This is a genomic window from Aeromonas sp. PS2Canimalfood6, from assembly GCF_048276795.1.
Taxonomy (GTDB): Bacteria; Pseudomonadota; Gammaproteobacteria; order Enterobacterales; family Aeromonadaceae; genus Aeromonas; species Aeromonas caviae.
The window spans coordinates 1-21,749 of the sequence record NZ_JBLUXC010000027.1 but is presented as its reverse complement, the minus strand read 5'-3'; the positions used below and the strand labels follow the sequence as shown (position 1 = coordinate 21,749).

The 21,749-nt window shown below is 64.3% G+C and carries 19 protein-coding genes; 6 read left to right on the top strand and 13 right to left on the bottom strand.

Features of this window, described 5'->3' with window-relative positions; all coding sequences use genetic code 11:
- The first annotated feature begins 2 nt into the window (after positions 1-2).
- Positions 3-374 (top strand): copper-binding protein, encoded by a 372-nt coding sequence (locus tag ACNPAA_RS12345; protein WP_043759198.1) that lies wholly within the window; start codon positions 3-5, stop codon positions 372-374.
- 77 nt (positions 375-451) lie between these two features.
- On the opposite strand, the gene ACNPAA_RS12340 is transcribed toward ACNPAA_RS12345, so the two are convergent.
- Together ACNPAA_RS12340 and ACNPAA_RS12335 are read right to left on the bottom strand one after the other, a co-directional pair.
- Positions 452-2,146 carry a pyridoxal phosphate-dependent decarboxylase family protein gene (locus tag ACNPAA_RS12340; protein ID WP_052815047.1) on the bottom strand — a complete coding sequence of 565 codons (1,695 nt, stop codon included), beginning with the start codon at positions 2,144-2,146 and terminating at the stop codon, positions 452-454.
- Positions 2,147-2,322: 176 nt separating this feature from the next.
- Positions 2,323-3,336 (bottom strand): lipoate--protein ligase, encoded by a 1,014-nt coding sequence (locus ACNPAA_RS12335; RefSeq protein WP_417891798.1) that lies wholly within the window; start codon positions 3,334-3,336, stop codon positions 2,323-2,325.
- A 411-nt stretch (positions 3,337-3,747) separates the two neighbouring features.
- On the opposite strand from ACNPAA_RS12335, the gene ACNPAA_RS12330 reads away from it, so the two are divergent.
- Positions 3,748-6,192: a diguanylate cyclase domain-containing protein gene (locus ACNPAA_RS12330; protein ID WP_417891797.1), complete on the top strand. Its 2,445-nt coding sequence runs from the start codon at positions 3,748-3,750 to the stop codon at positions 6,190-6,192.
- Between the two features lie 33 nt (positions 6,193-6,225).
- On the opposite strand, the gene ACNPAA_RS12325 is transcribed toward ACNPAA_RS12330, so the two are convergent.
- Genes ACNPAA_RS12325 through ACNPAA_RS12305 form a run of 5 tightly spaced genes read right to left on the bottom strand, consistent with a single transcriptional unit; the run spans position 6,226 to position 11,644 of the window.
- Positions 6,226-9,408, bottom strand: a complete 3,183-nt coding sequence (locus ACNPAA_RS12325; protein ID WP_113978204.1) for an efflux RND transporter permease subunit — start codon at positions 9,406-9,408, stop codon at positions 6,226-6,228.
- Positions 9,401-10,420, bottom strand: coding sequence for an efflux RND transporter periplasmic adaptor subunit (locus ACNPAA_RS12320; protein WP_109112196.1), 1,020 nt, complete (start codon positions 10,418-10,420; stop codon positions 9,401-9,403). The genes ACNPAA_RS12325 and ACNPAA_RS12320 overlap by 8 nt, the downstream gene beginning before the upstream one ends.
- Positions 10,421-10,459: 39 nt before the next feature.
- Entirely contained in the window at positions 10,460-10,906 is a 447-nt protein-coding gene (locus ACNPAA_RS12315; protein WP_161470469.1) for a YeeE/YedE family protein, read from the bottom strand.
- A 13-nt stretch (positions 10,907-10,919) separates the two neighbouring features.
- Positions 10,920-11,333 carry a YeeE/YedE family protein gene (locus ACNPAA_RS12310; protein WP_042881673.1) on the bottom strand — a complete coding sequence of 138 codons (414 nt, stop codon included), beginning with the start codon at positions 11,331-11,333 and terminating at the stop codon, positions 10,920-10,922.
- The gene (locus ACNPAA_RS12305; protein ID WP_042864166.1) at positions 11,330-11,644 is read right to left on the bottom strand and encodes an ArsR/SmtB family transcription factor; all 315 of its coding nucleotides are present in this window, start codon (positions 11,642-11,644) and stop codon (positions 11,330-11,332) included. Before ACNPAA_RS12305 ends, ACNPAA_RS12310 begins: the two co-directional genes overlap by 4 nt.
- 87 nt (positions 11,645-11,731) lie before the next feature.
- Between ACNPAA_RS12305 and ACNPAA_RS12300 the strand changes: the two genes are divergently transcribed.
- From ACNPAA_RS12300 to ACNPAA_RS12285, 4 genes are all read left to right on the top strand, one after another.
- The gene (locus ACNPAA_RS12300) at positions 11,732-11,917 is read left to right on the top strand and encodes a YgaP family membrane protein (RefSeq protein WP_041213243.1); all 186 of its coding nucleotides are present in this window, start codon (positions 11,732-11,734) and stop codon (positions 11,915-11,917) included.
- 13 nt (positions 11,918-11,930) lie between these two features.
- Complete coding sequence (locus ACNPAA_RS12295) at positions 11,931-13,241, top strand: NAD(P)/FAD-dependent oxidoreductase (protein WP_260395633.1); 1,311 nt, start codon at positions 11,931-11,933, stop codon at positions 13,239-13,241.
- Between the two features lie 371 nt (positions 13,242-13,612).
- A complete protein-coding gene (locus tag ACNPAA_RS12290) occupies positions 13,613-13,987 on the top strand; it encodes a hypothetical protein (RefSeq protein ID WP_043154730.1) in 375 nt (124 codons plus the stop codon).
- Positions 13,988-14,169: 182 nt separating this feature from the next.
- Positions 14,170-14,898, top strand: a complete 729-nt coding sequence (locus ACNPAA_RS12285) for an MgtC/SapB family protein (RefSeq protein ID WP_041213246.1) — start codon at positions 14,170-14,172, stop codon at positions 14,896-14,898.
- A 78-nt stretch (positions 14,899-14,976) separates the two neighbouring features.
- On the opposite strand, the gene ACNPAA_RS12280 is transcribed toward ACNPAA_RS12285, so the two are convergent.
- The 6 genes from ACNPAA_RS12280 to ACNPAA_RS12255 all read right to left on the bottom strand — a co-directional run.
- A complete protein-coding gene (locus tag ACNPAA_RS12280; RefSeq protein WP_109112194.1) occupies positions 14,977-15,987 on the bottom strand; it encodes a substrate-binding domain-containing protein in 1,011 nt (336 codons plus the stop codon).
- A 27-nt stretch (positions 15,988-16,014) separates the two neighbouring features.
- The gene (locus ACNPAA_RS12275; protein ID WP_109112193.1) at positions 16,015-17,430 is read right to left on the bottom strand and encodes a glycoside hydrolase family 32 protein; all 1,416 of its coding nucleotides are present in this window, start codon (positions 17,428-17,430) and stop codon (positions 16,015-16,017) included.
- Entirely contained in the window at positions 17,430-18,794 is a 1,365-nt protein-coding gene (locus tag ACNPAA_RS12270) for a sucrose-specific PTS transporter subunit IIBC (protein ID WP_041214803.1), read from the bottom strand. Before ACNPAA_RS12270 ends, ACNPAA_RS12275 begins: the two co-directional genes overlap by 1 nt.
- 83 nt (positions 18,795-18,877) lie before the next feature.
- The gene (locus ACNPAA_RS12265) at positions 18,878-19,837 is read right to left on the bottom strand and encodes an aminoimidazole riboside kinase (RefSeq protein WP_201871690.1); all 960 of its coding nucleotides are present in this window, start codon (positions 19,835-19,837) and stop codon (positions 18,878-18,880) included.
- 111 nt (positions 19,838-19,948) lie between these two features.
- Complete coding sequence (locus ACNPAA_RS12260) at positions 19,949-21,439, bottom strand: carbohydrate porin (RefSeq protein ID WP_417891796.1); 1,491 nt, start codon at positions 21,437-21,439, stop codon at positions 19,949-19,951.
- Positions 21,440-21,531: 92 nt separating this feature from the next.
- On the bottom strand, positions 21,532-21,749 hold a 218-nt coding region (locus ACNPAA_RS12255), incomplete at its 5' end, for a hypothetical protein (RefSeq protein ID WP_417891795.1).

The window sequence follows — 21,749 nt, the reverse complement described above, 5'->3', positions numbered from 1 at the left end:
TCATGAACTACAAGACGCTGACGCTGACCCTGCTATTGGGCCTCGCCACCCACACCGGCCTGCAGGCCGAGGAGATGATGAACCACGAAGGGCACGACATGAGCCAGATGGGGGAGATGGGCCAGATGGAGGGCATGGATGGCATGGAGGAGAAGGTGATGACCAAGGGGGTCATCAGCCGTATCGACACGCAAAACGGCAAGGTAGGCATCAAGCACGAGGCCATCGCGAACCTCAAGATGCCCCCCATGACCATGGTCTTCCAGGTGGCCGATCCCGCCCTGATGGAAGGGTTCAAGGTCGGGGATGCGGTGAGCTTCCACGCCGAAAGTCCGGCTGGAAAGCTCACGGTGACGAAGCTGCAGAAGCAGTAACCACTCACAAGGGCAGTAAAAAAACGGCGGGTTGAACCCGCCGTTTTGTTGTCTGCTTGTCAGCGCCGGGCCGATCCTCAGCCGCGAATGTGGTCGATAAAGGCGTCGATCTGCTCGCGGCTGCAAGCCGGGTTCATGAATACCGCCTTTTCCCCGGCGATGTAGGAGTAACGGCCGCGCGCGTCGTAATCGGAGCGGGCCACCGCCTCCACCCAGTTGGTGTAGAGCCCCACCTTGCCGCGCCCGGTGAAGAGGCTGCGGTGGTATTCGGTGTTGCGTGCCAGCCGCGCCTTGTAGGCGGGGTCGGGACTGCGGGCCAGCTCGAAGGCGAACTCGGCCTCCGGATCCTGCACCCACTCGGGGTTGTAGATCTTGAAGCCCACGCTCGGCCCCTGGTTCTCCTGGGCCACCAGCTTGACGTTGCCGAGCTGGCTCAGACGGAAGCGGAAGTAGTTGGCGTTTTGCAGGCAGTGGGCCAGCACGGTGCGATACCCCTCGACCCCCAGGTAGTTGAGGGCCGCGTAGGCACCGAACAGGCCGCTCGCCCCGCGGGAGCACTCGATGGTGGACTGCAGGTGGGTGTGGCCCTGGATGTCGCGCTCGAAGTAGGAGAAGTTCTCCGGATCGTTCTCCATCGCCTTGAGGTCGTTCTGCTCCTTGATCATCACCAGGCTGGAGGTGTAGGGCACATAGCCCCACTTCTGGAAGTCGACGGTGAACGAATCGGCGTATTTGAGCTCGGCAAAGCGCGCCACGTTGCGCTCGATGCCGGCCAGGGTCGCGGCGTTGATGGCCAGGGGGTTGGCGGCAAAGTCGTAACCCAGGAAGAAGATCATCGACCAGCCGATGGCGGCGTCCACGTGGATGTGGGGCTTGACCGCCACCTCGAAGCGCTCGCACAGGCGATCCCGCAGGTCCACCACGGGTTTGACCTGATCCACCCCGAAGGTGTCGGTGGTACCCATGGTGAGCATGATGGTAGGCACCACGTGCTTCAAGGCAAAACAGGCGGTCAGGGTGCGCTCGAGATCCGCGAGATCGATGTCGTTGTTCTCCCCGACCTGGATGCGGATGGTCTTGTTCTCGATGTCCACCCCGAGCAGGGAGAGGTTGGTGATGTTGGAGTAGTGGCCGCCCTGGGAGTTGATGATGCGGTAGTCCTGATAGTGGCCGAGCCCCTTGTGCTTGGCTTCCGGCAGGCTCTTGCGAATGCCGAGCAGGTAGCCGTAGAGGTTACAGAAGGTCCCCCCCTGGGTGAAGATGCCGGTGGCGCGGGCCGGGTCGTAACCCGCCAGCAGTGCTATCTGGCGCACTACCTTCTTCTCCAGCTCCTCGGCCACCCCGGCGTATTCGGAGTAGACCAGGTTGGGGTTGGCCAAAATGCCCATCTGGGCGCCGTAGATGGCGGGATCCGCCGACATGGTGATGACGTTCTCGACGCTGGAGGGGTTCTCCCAATCCTTTGACAGGGCGCCGGCAAACAGCAGCTCCGTCATGGGCTCCCCCGGGGTACGCATCTGCGCGGGCACCGGCATGGTCTCGCAGAGATCCGCGAGACGGGCGCGGCCATCTGGCCAGGCATTGAGGCGCGCATCCGGCGCCAGTCCACGGGCGCGAAACTCGTTGAGGGTGGCAAAGCCGGGCTCGCGAAACACCGGCCAGAGGTCGGGGTTGCGTGAGAAAAAGTGGGCTTTGACGGTGGCAAAACGGCGGGCGAATTCGGGGGAGACGGCGTTGACGCCCTCATCTTTCAGATAGACCAAGTGATTCATTTTTATACCATTGATACTGCTGAGGTGCGGTTTTTATACTCCAGTGACACCTCTATTAACAGAGACAATAACTAATGGTCTGCCCTACTTTTTGTCATGTTGGCGCCCTGATGGGCGCCGCGCCCCCTCTCCCCTCTTTTCCCCTGTTCATCTTGTGATCCTGGTCATGGGCAAGGTCAGCGCAGGGCGGTCAGCAGCCATGCCGAAAACCCTTCCAGCTCGGAGTTGGCCGAAAACGTCGCCCGCCACTGACGCAGCAACTCGTCGATGGCGTCGGGACGATAGGCCACCCCGGGCAGGCGTGCGGCCAGGTCATCCAGGGGCGCAGGGTCCAGGGTGTCACTGAAGATCTGTGCCCGTCCTATCACCCCCTTCTCCACGTCGAAATGAAGCTCGACCCCGCCCCAGGGGAAGCGCTCCTCCAGCAGGTGGCTGAAGGCGGGAGCATGGCCGAAGTTCCACTCCCAGCTGCGTTGGCGGGCAAAAGTCTCGGCAAAGCCGGGCAGGTCGGGCATCCGCTCGGGGGAGATATGCTCGGGCGGCACCACCTCACCGTAATGGGCAAAGAAGGCGTCGCACAGGGCCTGTACCACCTGCTCATGATCCAGACCAGGCAGCAGCTCGCCAAGGTTCGCCACCCGGCTTCTCACCGAACTGATGCCCTTGGCCGCCAGCTTCTTGGGGTCGGGATTGAGGTAGTGGGCAAGGCGGCCGAGATCAGCATCCAGCAGCAGGGTACCGTGGTGAAAGCCGCGATCATGGTTCTCCCGGTAGGCCGAACCCGACACCTTGCGATCCCCGTCCGGGGTCGCCACCAGCAGGTCGTTGCGCCCGGAGGCAAAAGCGCTCACGCCGAGTCTGGCGAGGGCATCGATGACGATGGTGGTGGAGACGCTCTTGTCATAGCCGGGCTTGCCCGCCATGAAAGTGAAACAGCTGTTGCCAAGGTCGTGGAACACGGCGCCGCCCCCGCTGCTGCGCCGGGCCAGGGTCACCCCGTCCTCTTCCATGCGGCGGGTGTTGCACTCCTTCCAGGGGTTCTGGGGCCGGCCTATCACCACCGTATTGTCGTTGCGCCACAGGAACAGCACCCGCTGGGCCGGGTCCATCTGGCGAAAGATGCACTCCTCCACCGCGAGGTTGAACAGGGGATCGTGGGAGTCGGAGAGTAGCAGGCGCAAGGAAGACATGACAGGACCTTCTCGGGAAACAGGAAACGGATGACTACCATACCACCCTGAACGAAGGAAGGCGTCCCCCGACCGCCACAGGTCGACACCCGATACGGACAAGAGCATCAACTTCTGATACGACAGGAGAAGATAAGAGGGAATTGCCGAAAACACGCAGTTTATCATTAACAGGTGAGAAGAGAGGCGGCAGCCATCCCTCCTGGAATGACACCTAATGCCCTTTTTACCGGGCCGGTGACGAGTCAACAAGGTTTCAAAATGAGCCGTGACGCCCATTGACGTGATGAATGACACAAAAATGACTTTTAATGCCTCCCGCGCCCCATCTTATTGGGGCTTGCTCCCCTTGCGAATAACAGGAAATTGTTTGACTCTAGCCAGAAGAGCACCTCCCGAGAGAACAGCGGTATGACGGAGTCCGATGCATCTCGCCAGCCTGTACGCTGGCTTCTGCCCTTCTGGGTGATGATTGCCACCCTGACCACGGCTCCCCTCAGGGCGGATGAGCGCGTCATCCTGCAACTTCCCTGGCAGCACCAGTTCCAGTTTGCCGGTTACTACGCCGCCATCGCCAAGGGGTTCTACCAGGAGGTCGGCCTGCAGGTCACCCTGCGGGAGGCGGGGCCGGGCACCGACGTCATCAATGAAGTCACCACGGGTCGTGCCCAGTTTGGCATCCGCGGCAGCGATCTGCTGCTGGCCCGGGCAGCAGGCCGCCCTGTGGTGGTGCTCGCCGCCATGTTGCAGCACTCCCCCCTGATGCTCATCACCCTGGAGCGGCCGGATATCCAGACCCCGGGCGATCTGGCCAACAAGCGGCTGATGCTCGAACCCGGCTCCAACGAGCTGCTCACCTACCTGCATCGCTACACCCGCAGCCGGCAGTGGGATACCCTGCCCTACGAGCGGGGGGTACAGGCACTGCTGAGGGGCCAGGCGGACGCCATCAGCGCCTACAGCACAACCGAGCCCTTCACCCTGCAGCAACAGGGCATTCCCTACCGGGTGTTCAGTCCCCGCGACATCGGGTACGACTTCTACGGAGACAACCTCTTCACCTCGGAGAGTGAGGTCATCAACCAGCAGGAACGGGTCCAGCGCTTCTTGCAGGCCAGCCTCAAGGGGTGGCGCTATGCCATGGATCATCCCGAGGAGATGATCAACCTGATCCTGGAGCACTACCCCAGCGGGGCCGGGCGCGAGGCGCTCGCCTTCGAGGCCCGTGAAACCCGGGCCCTGATGCAGCCCGACATCATCGAGCCCGGCTACATGCAGCAGGATCGCTGGCAGCAGATCGCCCGCACCTACCAGGAGGCCGGGATGATCAAGGCGGTGCCCAACCTCACCCCCTTCCTCTACAACAGTACCCAGGCGAGCCTTCGCCAGCAGCGCCAACTGCTCGACAGGAGCGTGGCCATCGCCATGCTGATCTCCTTCTCCCTGCTGGCCCTGCTCGGCGTCTTCCTGCACCTCTATCTGCGTCTGCGGGAAGAGGCCAGTGACCGACAGCGGCTCACCCGGGAACTGGCCCAGCGCGAGCAGCACTACCGTTTCGTGGCGGAGAACAGCGGCGACGTGATCTGGACCATGGACACCGACAGTCTGCGTTTTCGTTACATCAGCCCCGCCATCGCGTCCCTGAGCGGCTATGAGCCCGCCGAACTCTTTGCCCTCTCCCTGCGCCAGCTGCTCCCCGATGAGTCCTGGAAACAGCTTCGCGACGGCATCACCGCCTCCCTCGAGGCCTGGCAACGGGGGGATCATGGGCAGACCCGGTGCGTCATCCACTCCCAGCTGCGCCACAAGCAGGGTCATCTGGTGGCCATCGAGACGGTCACTACCTTGCATGGCAGCGCCAGCACAAGACCGGACGCCATTTTGGGGGTGACCCGGGATGTCACCGAACGTTCGGCCCGGGAGGAGATGATGCGCCGCCTCGCCTTCTATGACCCCCTCACCGGCCTGGCCAACCGCCGCCTGCTGCAACAGCGGCTCAAGGAGACCCTGGAGCAGGCTCCCCAGCAGCCCCTGGCCCTGGTCTTCATCGATCTCGACCACTTCAAGCCCATCAATGACACCTTCGGCCACGAAACTGGCGACCTGCTGCTCAAGCTGGTGGCCGAGCGCATGGGGGAGTGCGTCAGGGAAGAAGATCTGGTGGCACGCCTTGGGGGGGACGAGTTCGTGATCATGCTGCCCGATACGGATGCCTCAGGCCTCGCGGTCGCCGACAAGCTGCACCACTGCCTGCATCACCCCTTCCAGCTTGAACAGCAGGCGCTGCGCATCTCCGGCAGCATAGGGGTCGCCCTCTATCCGGATCACGGCACCGACCCCAAGACCCTGATGCACCACGCCGATCAGGCCATGTATCAGGCCAAGCACCATGGCCGGGGCAGGGTCTGCCTGTTTTCCTCCGGGCAGGAGCCCCTCCCCGGCACCCTGCAATGGCAGCCCGCCCACGCATGCGGCCACCCCCGCATCGATGCGGACCACCGCCAGCTCTACCTGCTAGCCAACCGCTTGCTCGAGCACATGCAGGATCCAGGCATCCATCCGGATGCCTTGCTGGCAGACATGGCGCAGATATTCGAGATGGCGCGCCAGCACTTCCTCTTCGAAGAGCAGGTCCTCGCGCAATATGGCTATGAGGAGCTGGCGGCCCATCGCCAGGAGCACCAGCATCTGCTGAAAAAAGCCGGTCAGCTGATGGCGGCCGCACAGGCGGGCACCCTTGGCAACGACGCCCTGCTCAACTTCATCATTCAGGAGCTGGTCGTGGGTCACATGAGCCAGGCGGATCGCCGTTATTTCCCCCTGATGAAAACCTGCGATGCCCGCGAGGCGGTGTGATACCCGAAAACAGGGGGCACGTGCCCCCTGTGTTTACCTCTGACTTCGGCGAACGAGCAGGCTGTAGTAGAGCAGCGGGATCACCACCAGGGTGAGCAGGGTGGAAACCAGGATCCCGAAGATAAGGCTGATGGCGAGGCCATTGAAGATGGGGTCATCCAGGATGAAAAGCGCCCCTATCATGGCCGCCAGCGCCGTCAGCATGATGGGTTTGGCTCGCACCTGCGCCGCCTCGATCACCGCCTGCTCGAACGCCATGCCACTCGCCCGCTGCTGCTCGATGAAATCCACCAGCAGGATGCTGTTGCGCACGATGATCCCGGCCAGCGCAATCATCCCGATCATCGAGGTGGCGGTGAACTGGGCCCCCAGCAGGGCGTGACCCGGCATCACCCCGATGAGGGTGAGCGGAATGGGGGCCATGATGATGAGCGGCACCAGATAGGAGCGGAACTGGGCCACCACCAGCAGGTAGATGAGGATCATCCCCACCCCGTAGGCCAGCCCCATGTCACGGAAGGTCTCGTAGGTTATCTTCCACTCCCCGTCCCACAAGAGGGCCACCTCCCCCAGCTTGTCGGGCTGATGCACGTAATACTGTGGCAGCGAGATGTCGGCACCGGCGGCAAACATGCCGTAGAGCGGGCTGTCGGCATGGCCGCCCATGTCAGCCACCACCATCACCATGGGCTGCATGTTCTTGTGCATGAGGTAACTGGGGGCGACCTCGTCACGACGGCTCACCAGCTCGGAGACCCGCACCAGCTGGCCGCTCTGGCTGCGCACCTTGAGAGCCAGGATGCCGGTCAGATCCCGCTTGTCACCGGGGGCGAGCTCGATGCGGATCGGCACCGGATACTTGGCGCCTTGCCCTTGCAGCCAGCTCACATCCTGATAGCCCACGCCCCCGTTGAGGGTCGCCACCAGATCCCCGAGATCGACCCCGAGCAGGGCCGCCTGGGCGCGATCCACCCCCAGCCGCCACTTGGGCTGGGGGTCGGTCAGATAGATGTCCACGTCCACCAGATCCGCCGTGGCCACAAAGCGGGCCTGTACGGCGCGGGCAGCGGCTTCACGGGCGGCCTGCGTCGGGCCATACACTTCCGCGACAATGGGCGACCAGACAGGCGGTCCCGGGGGCACCTCCACCACCTTGAGGTTGCCCCCTGCCGCACTGGCGATGGCCTGCAAGGGCGCACGCACCGACCGGGCAATCTCGTGACTGCTGCGATCCCGTTCATGCTTGTCCACCAGATTGACCTGAATATCACCCACGTTGGCGCCGCTGCGGATGAAGTAGTGGCGCACCAGCCCGTTGAAGTTGATGGGGGCGGCGGTGCCGGCGTAGATCTGGTAATCCTTCACCTCGGGCACCCTGGCAAGCTCCCGACCCACCGCCAGCAGGGTGCGCTCGGTCTGCTCCAGGGTCGCCCCCTCCGGCATGTCGAGCACCAGCTGGAATTCCGACTTGTTGTCGAAGGGGAGCATCTTGAGCACCACCCACTGCACCACGGGCATGGCGGCCGCCCCCGCCACCAGCAGCAGAATGGCCAGCCAAAGCTTATGTCTCGCTCTCCTGGCACCCGCCCCCATCAGGAAGGGGGTCATCAGTCGGTGAAAGAGCCCAGCCTTGGCCTCGCCGTGGGCACCGTGCGCCTCCCCCTTGAGCAAATGGCTCGCCAGCCAAGGGGAGAAGATAAAGGCCACCAGCAGGGAGATGAGCATCCCCATACTGGCATTGATGGGGATGGGGCTCATGTAGGGGCCCATCAGGCCGCTGACGAAGGCCATGGGCAGCAGGGCCGCGATGACGGTCAGGGTCGCCAGTATGGTCGGCCCCCCCACCTCGTCCACCGCCCCCGGAATGAGATCCTTGAGCGACCCCTTGCCCAGGCCGCGATGGCGGTGGATGTTCTCCACCACGACGATGGCGTCATCCACCAGGATGCCGATGGAGAAGATAAGTGCAAAGAGGGACACCCGGTTGAGGGTAAAGCCCCATGCCCAGGAGGCGAACAGGGTCAGCGCCAGGGTGATGACGATGGCGATGCCCACCACCAGCGCCTCGCGCCACCCCATGCTCACCAGCACCAGCAATACCACCGCCGTGGTGGCAAAGATGAGCTTGCCGATGAGGGTGTTGGATTTGGTCTCGGCGGTGACGCCGTAGTCACGGGTCACCGTCACCTCGACGCCAGCCGGGATGAGCCGGTTCCTGAGGCTCTCCACCCGTGCCTCCACCCGCTTGGCCACCTCGACCGCGTTCTGGCCGGGCTGCTTGCCGATGGCCAGGGTCACCGCCGGGTAGCTGGCTTGCCCCTGCCCCATCCAGCTGCGCTGCACCGGGGTCTCCTCCCCAAGGGACACCCGGGCCACCTCACCGAGATAGACCGGCTTGCCGTTATGCAGGCCCACCACCAGTTCGCGGGCCTCCTGCTCGCTTTGCAGGAACTGCCCCACCTGCACCTTGATTTCCCGGTTATCCTGCACCACGGCCTGCTCGCTGCCCACCCGGTTGGCGGCAGAGAGACGCTGGCTCAGTTCGCCCCAGCTGATGCCATGGGCGCTGAGGGCCGCCGGGTCCGGCATCACCCGCAACACGGCGCTCTGGCTGCCCAGCGTGTAGATATCGCGGGTACCGGGAATGCGCTTGAGTTCGGTCTCCAGCTCATGGGCGACCCGGGTCAGATCGGGGGCCCCTAGCTGCTTGCTCCCCTCTTTGCTCCAATCTTTGCTCCATAAGGTCAGACTGACGATGGGAACATCATCGATCCCCCGGGGTTTTACCAGTGGCTGACCGACTCCGATCCCCTGTGGCAACCAGTCGCGGTTGGAGTCGAGCTGGTTGTTGAGATCCACGATGGCCTGCTCCCGGCTCACCCCCACCTTGAACACCACCACCAGCAGGGCACCATCGGGTTGGGAGAAGGAGTAGAGGGTATCTATCCCCTCTATCTGGGAGACCACCTGCTCGGCAGGGGTGGTGACGAGGGATTCCACCTCTGCCGGGCTGGCCCCCGGGAAGGGAATGTAGACGTCGGCGAAGGTGACATCGATCTGGGGCTCCTCCTCCTTGGGGGTCACCAGCACGGCAAAGAGGCCGAGCAAGAGCCCCACCAGCGCCAGCAGCGGGGTGATGGCCGAGCCCTGAAACAGGGCCGCCAGCCGACCCGCGGGCCCAAGGCGGCCATGGTTGCCGTTCAGCTCGCTACTCATGGGGCACCTCCTGTTGACGGCTCCAGGCATCGGGGGCCAGGGTGTCACCGCCCTTGAGACCCGCCAGGACCTCGCACAGCCCAGCCTCGCAGTGGCCGACCCGCACCGGGGTCAGGGCCCAGCCCTCCCCCTCTTTGAGGTAGACGCCGTTGAACTCCCCCTGCCGCAGCAGGGCGGGCTCCGGCACTTGCAACACCTGACGCTCACCCTGTTCGAGCTGCACCTTGAGCCACATGCCGGGCAGCACCCCTGTCGTGTTCGGCGGCAGATCGAGGCGCAGCCGGAAACTGTGGCTCTGGCTGTCGGCGTAGTTGAAGCGGGTCAGCTTGACGGGAGTCACGGCCTTGCCACCGGGCAGCAGCACCTGCACATCCGACGGCTGGCCGGCGAGAGCCAGTGCGGACTGGGGCAGCTCCAGCTCCACCCTCAGCTCGCCAAGGGAGAAACCGGATAGCAGCGGCGTACCGGGGGCCACCGTCTCCCCCAGCTCCACCAGCCGCCTGGTCACCACCCCGGCGTAGGGGGCGAGGATACGGGTATAGCCGTAGGCTTCCCGGGCCTGGATGAGGGCGGCCTCGGCGGCATTGACCTCGGCGCGGGCGGCCCGATCCGTTGCCTGGGCGTTGTCGAGCTGGGCCCGGGTGATCACCCCCTTGGCGATGAGGGCCTGATAACGGGTGAGCTGGCGCTCGGCCTCCACCTGCTGGGCCTGGGCCCTGGCCACTCGCGCCTCGGCGCCGGTCACGGCGGCAGACTGCTCCTTGCCGCTTATCTCGAGCAGGGGCTGCCCGGCCTGTACCTCGTCATTCACATCCACCAGCATGCGGGAGACGCGGCCACTGGTCTGGGCCGCGACCGTCCCCTGATGAATGGCGCTCACGGTACCGCTCAGGGTGAGCCAGTCGGTGACGCGCTGCGGGGTCAGCGTCAGCGACCCCTTGGCCTCCTCGGCCGCCACCAGGGTGGATGTCATGACCAGCAGGGTGGTCACCAGCAACCGGATTGTGTTCATCATGATTCTCCTTCCCTGGCTCATTGGCACCTTGAAAACTCAGGCAGTACGGTGCTGGCGAGCCTTCTCCAGCACCCTGTTCCAGACCTTGTCCACCAGCAGGACCCCGGCCGCCATGGCCCCGATGAACAACATTATCATGGGCTGCCCGCTGGAAATGAGACTCAGAGCAGGCCCAGGACAGATGCCCACCAGGCCCCAACCGATCCCGAACAGTGCGGCCCCGCCAATCAGGCGGCGATCCAGCACGGGAGCGGGAACCCGGGCCATGGGCTCCCCCAGCAGGCTCAGACGACGGGGTTTCACCAGCAGGAAGTAGCCCGGCATGAAGACAGCCAGGGCCCCCCCCATCACGAAGGCCAGGCTGGGATCCCAGGCACCGGCCAGATCGAGAAACCCGGTGACCCGCGCCGGATCCATCATCCCGGAGAGGGCCATTCCCAGCCCGAACAACAGACCCGCAAACACACTTGTCAGCAATTTCATGGCAATCAACCCGTCAAAACATGTGGTGAGTAAAGAACACGGTCGCCACGCCCATCCCCATAAAGGTGAGCGTCGCCACCACGGAGCGCGTCGACAGCCTCCCCATACCGCAGATGCCGTGACCGCTGGTGCAGCCATTGCCAAGACGGGTGCCGATGCCCACCAGCAGGCCGGCCAGCAGCACCACGGGCCAGCCGGGCAAGGCATCAAAGGCGGGCATGGTGGCCCAACCCAGGGTCAGCGCCAGCCAGGCCCCCAGTCCCAATCCCAGCAGAAACAGCACCCGCCAGGGGGTTTTGTACTGCATTGCACCGGCCAGAATGCCGCTGATCCCGGCCACCCGGCCGTTGAACAACATCAGGATCAGGGCCGAGAGCCCCGCCAGCATGCCGCCCCCCAACGAGAGCAGCCATTGGCTTTCCATCATCGAATTTCCTCATCTGAGTGACAAAAATGGGTTTGCAGCGCCGCCAGCACATCGGCTGCCGCCTCGCTCACCAGGGAGTAGTAGATCTGCTGGGAGACTTTGCGCGAACGGATAAGGCCGTAGCGCTTCAACACCGACAGTTGCTGGGAGAAGGCCGACTGCCCGAGCTGGCTGTGGGCCAGCAGCTCCCCGACCCCCTTCTCCCCTTCCACCAGCTGGCAGAGCACCATCAGGCGTTCGGGATGAGCCAGCGCCTTGAGCAGGCCGGCGGCGGCTGTCGCATGTCGGTTCATCTCGTCGAAGTGGCTCATAAGATTAAATTAGCAATTGCTGATATTTGTTCTATTGTATAAAACATCCCTAAATTAGCAATCACTAAACAAAAAAGGAGACGAGAAATGACCGTCGATAACGGAGTCAGAGTGGTCGCGGGTGGCATGTTGCTGCTGTCGCTGCTGCTAACGGCCTGGGTCCACCCGGGCTTTGTCTGGTTGAGCGTCTTTGTCGGGGTCAACCTGATCCAGAGCGCGTTCACCGGGGTCTGTCCCGCCGCCGCCGTGCTCAGGCGAATGGGGCTCAAATAGGCAGGCGGACATATTGGCTCACAGGAGCCGTGTAATAGAGCGGAGGCTCATTATTGCAACCATCATCATCATCGGGGCAGGGTTGGGGGGCATGTCGGCCGCCTACGAGCTCAAGGCCGAACTCGGCAAGCAGCACGACGTCATCCTGGTGAACGACAAACCCGACTTTGAATTCAACCCTTCGAACCCGTGGATTGCGGTCCGGTGGCGAGAGCGCAAAGATATCTCCCTCCCCATAGAGCCTCATGTGAAGAAGAAGGGGATCCGCTTCATCCACGCCGCCCTGACCGGGTTGCAACCCCTCGAACAGCAGATCCGCCTCTCCGATGGCCAGCACCTGCACTACGACTTTCTGGTGCTCTGCACCGGCCCCGCACTCGCCTTTGAAGAGGTGCAGGGAGCAGGCCCGACGGCGGGCGGCACCGCCAGCGTCTGCACCCTCTCCCACGCAGAGGAGTGCCTACACAGTGTCAACGGGCTGCTCGACGAACCGGGTCCGGTGATCGTCGGTGCCATGCCCGGCGCCTCCTGCTTCTGCCCGGCCTACGAATACGCCTTCATCCTCGATCGCCACCTGCGCGACAAGAAGGTGAGAAAGGACGTGCCCATGACCTTCGTCACCAGCGAACCCTACATCGGTCACCTCGGCCTCAACGGCGTGGGGGATTCCAAGGGCATGCTGGAGAGCGAGCTGCGCATGCGCGACATGCAATGGATCTGCAATGCCCGCACCGTGGCGGCCAGGGATGGGGTGATGACGGTGGAGGAGCTGGATGAAGATGGCAACGTCAAGCGCACCCACAGCCTCCCCTACAAGCATGCCATGATGCTGCCCGCCTTCGCCGGCATCAGCCCCCTGCGGGGCCTCGAGGGGCTGGTCAATCCCCGCGGGTTCGTCATCGTCGACGAACACCAGCGCAACCCTGTCTTCCCGCAGATTTACGCCGCCGGGGTCTGCATCGCCATCCCGCCCCAGCACAAGACGCCGGTACCGACCGGGGTGCCCAAGACCGGCTACATGATCGAGGCCATGGTGCGCACCCTGAGCCACAACATCAAGGCGGAGCTGGACGGCCAGCCCCCGGTCACCCGGGCGGTGTGGAATGCCATCTGTCTGGCGGACATGGGGGACACAGGGGCCGCCTTCGTGGCCATGCCGCAGATCCCGCCGCGCAACGTCGCCTGGTTCAAGAAAGGGAAGTGGGTCCACCTGGCCAAGATAGCGTTCGAGAAGTATTTCCTGCACAAGATGCAGGTGGGCGACACCGAACCCATCTATGAAAAACTGATGCTCAAATACCTGGGCATCGACAAGACCCGGTAACCCCCCAAGGGCCCGCCGGTGAAGGGAAGAGGGCTCCCTTCACCGGCGCTTTCATCTCTTTTTTATTATGTTTCAATATGTTGCTATCAAGGGCTCGGGGTTTACCCAGGCCGCCGTATCGGCTACCATGTCGCCTCTTTATCACTAGCGGAGACCATCGGTGGGCAACTCATCAAGTGACAGACGCACGCCGACCCTCGTCGTCGGCACCCTGGTCGCGAGCTAGCCGCAGGTTTTTCTCTGCCGCGACTCGCCACCCTGCGAGAAGTGGATCCCTCTTTTCCCCGCTTTTCACACTTGACGTCAGGTGACGCGGACTCATCCCCCGACACCTTGCCTGCATAGTTTCTGCTTCCCAAAAGGAGGCTGCTATGCGCTTGATTTCAAACAACCCTGTCGCTGACAAATCCCCTTCCCTGCTGAGCAGACTGGGGCGGGGCCTGCGACCACTCTGGCAACGTGGCAGACGGCGTCAGCACCTCTATCGGCTGCACATCCGCTGCGAAGACAGAGCCGACATGGAGCAGGTGCTGGCGGCGGTGAGCCACACCCTGCAACCGGCCGGACTCAGTCCCCTGCAGTCCATGAAGCCCGGGCGCGGTGAAGGCCGCGTGCTGGTGCTGAGCCTCTACTGCACGCCGCCCCAGCGCCGCTATCTGGTGCAGTTCATCCACCAGGTCGGGGCTGTCCACCCGGTACGCTGGGAACTGCGCCCCCGCGCCGGGGACGACGCCACCAGGCATTGACCCTCGAATGAGGCGAGGTCCTTCCCGGGCAACCGTGAAGGGCCTTTACCCTGTTCTGCGCCATCCCGCCCCGTCAGGAGGCGGGTCGCGCCCTTGCATTCACCACGATGTCGACCTTGCCCCCCGTCTCTCACACAACCCGGGGGAGCAGGCTGGTCGGCATCCCCAGGAGGAGACTCTTCATGAGAATGTGGCAACAACTCGATTTTCTCGCCCTGCTCGACACCCTGGCCAGCCTGCTGCTCGCCTTCGTGCTGGGCAGCCTGGTCGGCCTCGAGCGCCAGTACCGCCAGCGCACCGCCGGTCTTCGCACCAACGTGCTGGTCGCCGTGGGGGCGGCCCTGTTCGTCAACCTGGCCCAGCGCATCTATGACCTGCATGGCGGCAGTTACGGGGTCGTCCACGTGGTGGCCTACATCGTCTCCGGCATCGGTTTTCTCGGCGCTGGTGTCATCATGCGGGAATCCGGCAACATCCGGGGCATCAACACAGCGGCCACCCTGTGGGGCGTGGCCGCTGTCGGGGCCGCCTGCGGCGCCGGGTTCGCCCTGGAGGCCATCCTCGGCGCCCTCTTCGTGCTGGCCGCCAACACCCTGCTGCGCCCCCTGGTCAACCAGATAAACCGTGACCCGGTGGACAACATGGACACCGAAGTGACCTATCACGTGACCGCTCTCATCGGCCGCGCTCACCAGAAGGAGGTGCTGCCCTGGCTCGAGCAGATGCTGGAGCAGGCCCACTACCCCCTGAGCGAACTCGACATCACCCCCTTCGGCGATCAGGATCTCGAGATCTCGGCGGCGCTGCTCGCCACCGCCATCGATGGCACCAAGCTCGATGCCCTGATGAACACGCTCGGGGAGCACCCTCACATCAAGCAGATCTTCTGGCGGGCCAGCATCACCGATTGACGCCCTCATACCAGGCGCAGCACAAAAAGCCCCGCCGGATCCGGCGGGGCTTTTTCACAGGAAAGGGAAGCCGTGTGCCTAGCGGCGGCTGCGCCAGCGCACCCTGGGGTTGATGACCTGGGCGGTCTGGGCTGGGGGATTGCCCGCGATGAGTTGCTGCATCATCTCGGAGGCGGCCCGGGCCAGGGCCGGGCAATCCTGGGCCACGGAATCGATGCGCATGGGGATGCAGTCGAGCAGATCGTGATCGTCGAAGGTACACAGGCGCATGCCGGTCTCCATCAGTCCCGCCTCGTTGAGGTAGCGCAGCACCCCCTCCAGCAGGGTGAAAGAGGCGGTAAAAAGCCCCTTCGGCGGTGCCCCGAGTTCGTCCACCAGCTCAGACATCAGCTGATAACCCGAGCTCGGCTGGTAGTCACGGTGGCGGACCCGGTCTGAAGTGGCCTCCAGCCCGGCCCGGTGCAATCCGAGCTCGTAACCCGCCAGCCGGTGGCGGCTGGGGGAGAGATCCAGCAGACCGCCGAAGTAGTAGATCTCCTCCCCGCAATCCTCGGCCATATCCTGCACCAGCTCGGCGGTAGCCTTGCAGGCGTCCGAGATCACCATGGGCAGGCGCGACTCACCGATGTGGCGGTCGAGCTGCACCACCGGCAAGCGGTCGTGGATGCGGGCATAGATATCGTCACTGTGGCCGCTGGAGGCGACGATGAGGCCATCCACCTGGCGGCTGATGAGGTTGTCCACCACCCGCTGCTCCAGGGTGGGGTCATCCTCGGAGCAGGCGATGAGCAGCTGGATCCCCGCCTCCCGACAGCGGGCCTCCAGGGCACGGGCGATGCTGGCGAAGCCGAAGTTGGTGAGGTCGGGGATGACCAGCCCCCAGGTGTAGCTGCGCACCTCCCGCAGGGAGCGGGCGTGGATGCTCGGCTGATAGTGGCACTCGTCCGCCACCGCCTGGATCCGCTTGCGGGTATCGTCGGCGATGCGGTATTCCGCACTCTTGCCGTTGAGCACCAGACTGGCGGTGGCCTTGGAGACCCCCGCGAGCGTGGCTATCTGGGCAATCGTGATCCGTTTCTTCTTCTCCACCTGACCTCCCGGCACACTGAGACCGGGCTATTGTACTAGGCAGGTCGCCAGCGGCCAGTGATCGAGACAAATTTTGCTGCCATCATCACCGCAACGTGCGGAAAGTACTGGGTTTTCGCCGGGGAAGTAACGGGTCGACAAGCTCTGGCGCCCGCCATCGACGAAGCACTCCAGGCTGGAGCGGTCACACAAGACGGTGATCTTGCCCCCAAGCCAGGGGGCGCTTCGCTCCTCCCACTCCCCGCTCTGCCAGTTCTGGCGACGCAGGACAAGACGCCCCGGCTGCCACACCAGCTCGACCACGGCCCCGAACCCGATGCGCCCTTCACCGCACAGCGCCAGATCGAGCCAGGCCGAGTCGATGGCCAGGGCAGGCAGCTCGTCCGGCGCCCCCTCGAAGCGGGTCTGCTCCCCTTTCAGGGCGCCCAGCTCTGCCACCGGCCGCTGGCAGAGCCACTCATCCTGCCAGAACAGCTCCCGCGGGCAGCTCATCTGGTGGATCCAGCCGTGCTCGAGAGTGGGCTGGCTCATCTCGTTCTCCTCCGGCAAGCCCAGCCAGCCGAACAGCAGGCGCCGCCCCTGGCTATCCTGGGTAGTCTGGGGGGCATAGAACTCGAATCCCCGGTCCAGCTCGTGGAAGGACCCGTGGGCGAAATGCGTCCCGTCGAAGTCACCCGCCAGCCAGCCGCACTGGTAGAGGTTGCGATAATCCTCTCCCTGCGGGGCAATCCCCTGGGGGCAGCTGATCAGCACATGGCGATCTCCCAGGGGGAAGAGATCCGGACACTCCCACATGTAGCCAAACTCCCCGAGACCGCCGCGCCCGCTGCCAGCGATGGGGCCCACCAGCGTCCAGGCATCCAGGGTGTCACCGCGATAGAGCAGCACCTCACCCCGATCGTCCAGGGTGCGGGCCCCCAGCACCATCAGCCACTGCCGACCGTCGTGCCACACCTTGGGGTCGCGCACATGGCCGCTGTAGCCTGCGGGTAGATCCAGCACAGGGCCCAGCTTGGCAAAGCCCCCCGCACCGTCGGCGCGGGCCAGACACTGGTAGGCGGTGCGGCTGCCGTCCGGGTATTTGACGTTGCCGGTGTAGATAAGGGTCAGACGCCCCTGCTCATCGCTCACCGCCGAGCCCGAATAGCAGCCGTGGCTCTCATAGGCCTCGGTGGGCAGCAGCGCCACCGGCTCGTGCTGCCAGTGCAGCAGATCGGTGGAGGTGACATGCCCCCAGCCCTTGTTGCGGTGCTCGCAACCGAGCGGGTTCCACTGGTAGAAAAGATGGTAGCGCCCGTCGTGCTCGATAAAGCCGTTGGGATCGTTGAGCAGCCCCACCGGGGCTGCCAGATGCCAGCGGGGCCGATGGGGATCGGCCGCCGCCTTGAGCTGTCCGGCCAGCAGGGACCGGACAACCTGGTTCAGGAGATGGCTTTCCTTCATCACTCCACCTTGTACTTGAGCAGGTAGGAGGCGGCGAAAGCGGCGCCAAAGGCGATCACCAGACCGATGACGTAGTGGATGAGGCTCATGGGCTGGACGATGGCCATGCCCGGGATGCCGGTCAGGCCCACCGCCGTCATGCCGACCTTGGCCGCCACCACGTAGGCGCCGCCGCAGGCCCCGCCGAACAGGCCGGCCAGGAAGGGCTTGATGTAGCGCAGGTTGACCCCGAAGATCGCCGCCTCGGTGATGCCGAGCAGGCAGGACATGGCCGCCGGCACCGTGATGGCCTTGATCTTCACGTCCCGGGTCTTGAAGTAGACCGCGAGGCAAGCCCCGCCCTGGGCCACGTTGGCCATGGCCCAGATGGGCAGCAGGAAGTTGACGCCGATGGCAGGGTTGGCCAGCAGCCCCGCCTCGATGGCGTGGAAGCTGTGGTGGATGCCGGTGATGACGATAAGGGAATAGGTGCCGCCAAACACCAGACCCGCCAGCCAGCCTGCCTGCTCATAGAGGGCGCTCAGACCGAACGAGATGCCATCCCCCAGCACCCGCCCGGCGGGGCCGATGAAAAGCAGCGCCACGAAGCCGGTGATGATAACGGTCAAAAACGGGGTGAGGATGAGATCCAGGGCGTCAGGGATGCGCTTGCGCAGCTGCTTCTCCAGGTGGGACATGAACCAGACCGCCAGGAGCACCGGGAAGACAGTGCCCTGGTAGCCGATCATGGCGACATCCAGGCCGAAGAAGTCCATGGTCTTGAAGCCCCCGGCCACGCCCCAGGCGTTGGTCAGGGCCGGGTGAGTGAGGATGCCGCCAAGGGTCGCCCCGAGGTACGGATTGCCGCCGAATTCGCGCGCCGCCGTAAAACCGATGAGGATCGGCAGGATGATGAAGGCTGCCGAGCTGAACATGTCGAGCATGACGAACAGGGCGCTGTCGGCGTTGACCCAGCCGTAGGTGCGCACCATGCCGAGCAGCCCCATCAGCAGACCGGAGGCGACGATGGCCGGAATGATGGGCACGAAGATGTTGGAGAGGGTCCGCGCCAGACGCTGGGCCACGTTGAGCTTGGCCGTCGCCATGTCGGTCAGCTCCGCCTTGCTGGCGGTGCCGGTCCCGGTCAGGGTGACGAACTCCGCATAGACCTTGTTGACCAGGCCGGTGCCGAAAATGACCTGGATCTGGCCGGCGTTGCTGAAGCACCCCTTGACCCCCTCCAGCTTGTCGATGGCGGCCTTGTTCACCTTGCTGTCGTCCGCCAGCACCAGCCGCAGCCGGGTGGCGCAGTGGGCGGCGCTGACGATGTTCTCCTTGCCCCCGAGCAGGGGCACCAGATCCTGGGCTATCGCACTGATATTCATATTCTTCCTCTTATGACCCGCCACGCTGGCGGGCCCTTGTCACATGAGAGTAGGGGCTGTCGAGCCGGGCTTCTAGCCGCAGATCAACAGCCGTCTGCGCCTGATCGCAAAAATTCATCCAGCCGGGTGCGGGTGGGCAGTGCCGTCATCGCCCCCTTGGCGGTGGTGGCGAGCGCCCCACAGCCGTGGGCCTCGGCCAGAATGGCGGGCAGCTCGGCCAGCGTCGGCAGCGAGGTCCGTTCGGCCAAGGCCGCCAGCAGCCCGGCAACGAAGGCGTCCCCCGCCCCCGTGGTATCGAGTGGCGTCACTTTGGGCCCCACCCACTCCAGCAACTCGCCACCCAGACGGGCCACCACACCGGCCGCCCCCCGGGTCACCAGCACCAGGGCCGGGCCTGAAAGAGTGGCAAGCCCCGCCGCCAGATCGTCCAGACCGCTCAGCAGTTGCAGCTCCTCCACCGAGAGCTTGACCACGTCTGCGAGGGCCATGGCCTCGCGCACCACGGGCAGCATCTCGGCAGGGTTGCCCCACACCTCTGGCCTCAGGTTGGGGTCGAAGCAGACCCGCCCCCCGACGGCACGGATGGTCGCCATGGCTTGCAGACAACTGCTGCGCACCGGCTCGTTGGCGAGCGCAATGGAGCAGGTCAGCAGCCACTGCCCGGCCTGGAAGACCGGCAGATCGGCGGGGCTCAGGAACTGATCGGCGCTCGGGCGCACCATGAAGGTGAAGCTGCGCTCCCCCGCCTCATCGAGATCCACCAGCACCGTGCTGGTGCGATGGGCCGGATCCTGGATCAGGTGGCGAATGTCGACCCCCTCCCTGGCCAGGGTCTCCCCCATGAAGCGGCCGAAGGGATCCGCGCCGACCCGGCCAATGAAGGCCGATTCCCCGCCGAGCCGGGCAACGCCCACCGCCACGTTGGCCGGTGCGCCACCCGGACACTTGAGGTAGTACTGCTCCCCTTCCGGGATCAAGTCCACTACCGCATCCCCCATTACCCACACACGATTCGTCACCTTGTTGCTACTCCACTGCTGCACAGGATTTGCCGGGGTCAGCCCCGGGTTCTGGGTCCGCATTATCAGCTAAACCGTTTTAGCTAACCAACAGATCCCGGGGCCGCCTGCCATTTTTGTGATCGGGATAACGAACTAGAACCAGGTTTCCATCTGCACGCCAAAGTTCCACTCGCCCCCGGCGGTGAAGTTGCTCTGGCCCATGGCATCGGAGCTGGCGTAGTTGTCGAGCTCGGAGGACCAGTCCATCCAGGTGGCGAACACCCGAAGCTCGGGCCGCTCGAAGAAGCCGGCGGTCTGCGCCTTGAAGGTCGGCGCGAAGGTGAGCTTGGTGAAATCGCCGCTCACCGCCTGGCGACCCTTGTAGCCCTTGGGATCGAGGTCCATGTACTGCCAGGTCGCCTCGTAGACCAGCTCGACGTTCTGGCTCAGTACCTGGGCCAGGCGGCCATTGAGGGTCACCCAGCGGTACTCGTCCCCCTTCACGTAACGATCCTGGCTGTGCTCGGCCAGCAGGGCCGGGGCCATACGCCAGCGGGGCGCAAGATCGGTGGCGCCAAACACGGCGACCCGCACCGCATCGGCATCCGGCAGCAGCTCGCTGTCGGAGCCCAGCCCCTTGAGCTCGGCACCCAGACCATGGCCATACAGCACCGCCGCCTTGGAGAAACCGGGGTTGATGCCAAAGAAGCTGTCGGCGTGGTAGGCCAGCAGGGTGTGGGCCCCCTTGTTCGCCGCTTCGCTGCCCGCGCCGCCGTCATTGATGCGCGCCTCGTTGTCCTTGGCGGAGAGGCCGTTCAGCATCCACTGCCAGTTGCCAACGCGGTTGTTCATGGTGAGGATGTAGCTCTCGATGTCGGAGAGACCGCTCGCGCTGATGTCGCCGTAGTCGCGCCCGTAGAGGGAGAAGTTCGCCTTCCAGCTGTCGGCCAGCTGCACGTCGTAGACGCCGCCGCCGGTACCGGCCAGGAAGACCACGTCCGAGTCGAGCCAGTGGATGTCGAAGTTGTCCCGGTCAAAGCGCTTGCCCGCCCAGAGCACCGAGTGCTGGAAAGGACCGCTGAAGCTCGCCAGATCGCCGATTTCGGCAAACACCTGGCGGGTATTGAGGTTGGAATCGCTGGCGGTCCAGTCGTTGCTGGTCTCCACCCCGTCCGCCAGCATCAGCTTGTAGCGGGCCCAGCTGCCATCGTCGAAGGTCTGGGTCTTCAGCAGGTTGGCCTCCATGTAGGTGTCATCCTCGTTGCCAAGGCGACCCACGGCGCCGCCCACCGAGCCGGCCGGGGTGATGTAGGGGCCGCCGCGGCCACCGTTGCCGTTGCCGTTCACCAGCAGGCCCGAGCGGGCATAGCCGTGGAACTCGAAGCCCTGGGCCCCGGCGGTCTGCTTGTCCACCTTCTCGCTCTGAGCCTTGGCCACCACGGCCGTCTCGCGGGCTTCGCTCGCCTTGCTCTGGGCCTCGTCGGCCCGCGCTTCGGCAGCGGTGGCGCGCGCCTCGGCTGCCTGCACCCGCGCCTCCAGCGCCGCCAGCCTGGCTTCGATACCGCCATCCGCCGCCCACAGCGGGCTGCTCATTCCCAATCCCAGCGCCACGGCCAGCGCCAACTTGCTCTTGAACATCGTCATCGTCCTCACCTGTCTTCTGTCGCCCGTCCGGGCTCTGTTGTTGTTGACGAGCTGAGGATAGCTAAACCGCTTTAGCTGACTCAATATGCCAGCTAAACCGTTTCAGCAGGAGTGTGAGCGGGATAACATTTGTACAGGGGGAATTGGTGGAAGTTGTGAGGAGGATCCCTCATCGGGATCCACTCAATAATACCAATCAGATTAAAGATGTGATCTAATTGCTCTATTCTGGTTTCACTGTACTCAGTATGTCCGATCCAATCGATTTCTTGGCCCTCGCCAAGGCAGAAACCAACGCCAGGAAACGCAT

Excerpts from the sequence above, each read along its gene's own strand:
- ACNPAA_RS12330 (WP_417891797.1), top strand. The coding sequence starts at position 3,748 with ATGACGGAGTCCGATGCATCTCGCCAGCCTGTACGCTGGCTTCTGCCC.
- ACNPAA_RS12260 (WP_417891796.1), bottom strand. The coding sequence starts at position 21,439 with ATGACGATGTTCAAGAGCAAGTTGGCGCTGGCCGTGGCGCTGGGATTG.
- ACNPAA_RS12315 (WP_161470469.1), bottom strand. The coding sequence starts at position 10,906 with ATGAAATTGCTGACAAGTGTGTTTGCGGGTCTGTTGTTCGGGCTGGGA.
- ACNPAA_RS12275 (WP_109112193.1), bottom strand. The coding sequence starts at position 17,430 with ATGAAGGAAAGCCATCTCCTGAACCAGGTTGTCCGGTCCCTGCTGGCC.
- ACNPAA_RS12325 (WP_113978204.1), bottom strand. The coding sequence starts at position 9,408 with ATGAGTAGCGAGCTGAACGGCAACCATGGCCGCCTTGGGCCCGCGGGT.
- ACNPAA_RS12310 (WP_042881673.1), bottom strand. The coding sequence starts at position 11,333 with ATGATGGAAAGCCAATGGCTGCTCTCGTTGGGGGGCGGCATGCTGGCG.
- ACNPAA_RS12305 (WP_042864166.1), bottom strand. The coding sequence starts at position 11,644 with ATGAGCCACTTCGACGAGATGAACCGACATGCGACAGCCGCCGCCGGC.
- ACNPAA_RS12340 (WP_052815047.1), bottom strand. The coding sequence starts at position 2,146 with ATGAATCACTTGGTCTATCTGAAAGATGAGGGCGTCAACGCCGTCTCC.
- ACNPAA_RS12285 (WP_041213246.1), top strand. The coding sequence starts at position 14,170 with ATGAGAATGTGGCAACAACTCGATTTTCTCGCCCTGCTCGACACCCTG.
- ACNPAA_RS12290 (WP_043154730.1), top strand. The coding sequence starts at position 13,613 with ATGCGCTTGATTTCAAACAACCCTGTCGCTGACAAATCCCCTTCCCTG.
- ACNPAA_RS12345 (WP_043759198.1), top strand. The coding sequence starts at position 3 with ATGAACTACAAGACGCTGACGCTGACCCTGCTATTGGGCCTCGCCACC.
- ACNPAA_RS12300 (WP_041213243.1), top strand. The coding sequence starts at position 11,732 with ATGACCGTCGATAACGGAGTCAGAGTGGTCGCGGGTGGCATGTTGCTG.
- ACNPAA_RS12335 (WP_417891798.1), bottom strand. The coding sequence starts at position 3,336 with ATGTCTTCCTTGCGCCTGCTACTCTCCGACTCCCACGATCCCCTGTTC.
- ACNPAA_RS12320 (WP_109112196.1), bottom strand. The coding sequence starts at position 10,420 with ATGAACACAATCCGGTTGCTGGTGACCACCCTGCTGGTCATGACATCC.
- ACNPAA_RS12270 (WP_041214803.1), bottom strand. The coding sequence starts at position 18,794 with ATGAATATCAGTGCGATAGCCCAGGATCTGGTGCCCCTGCTCGGGGGC.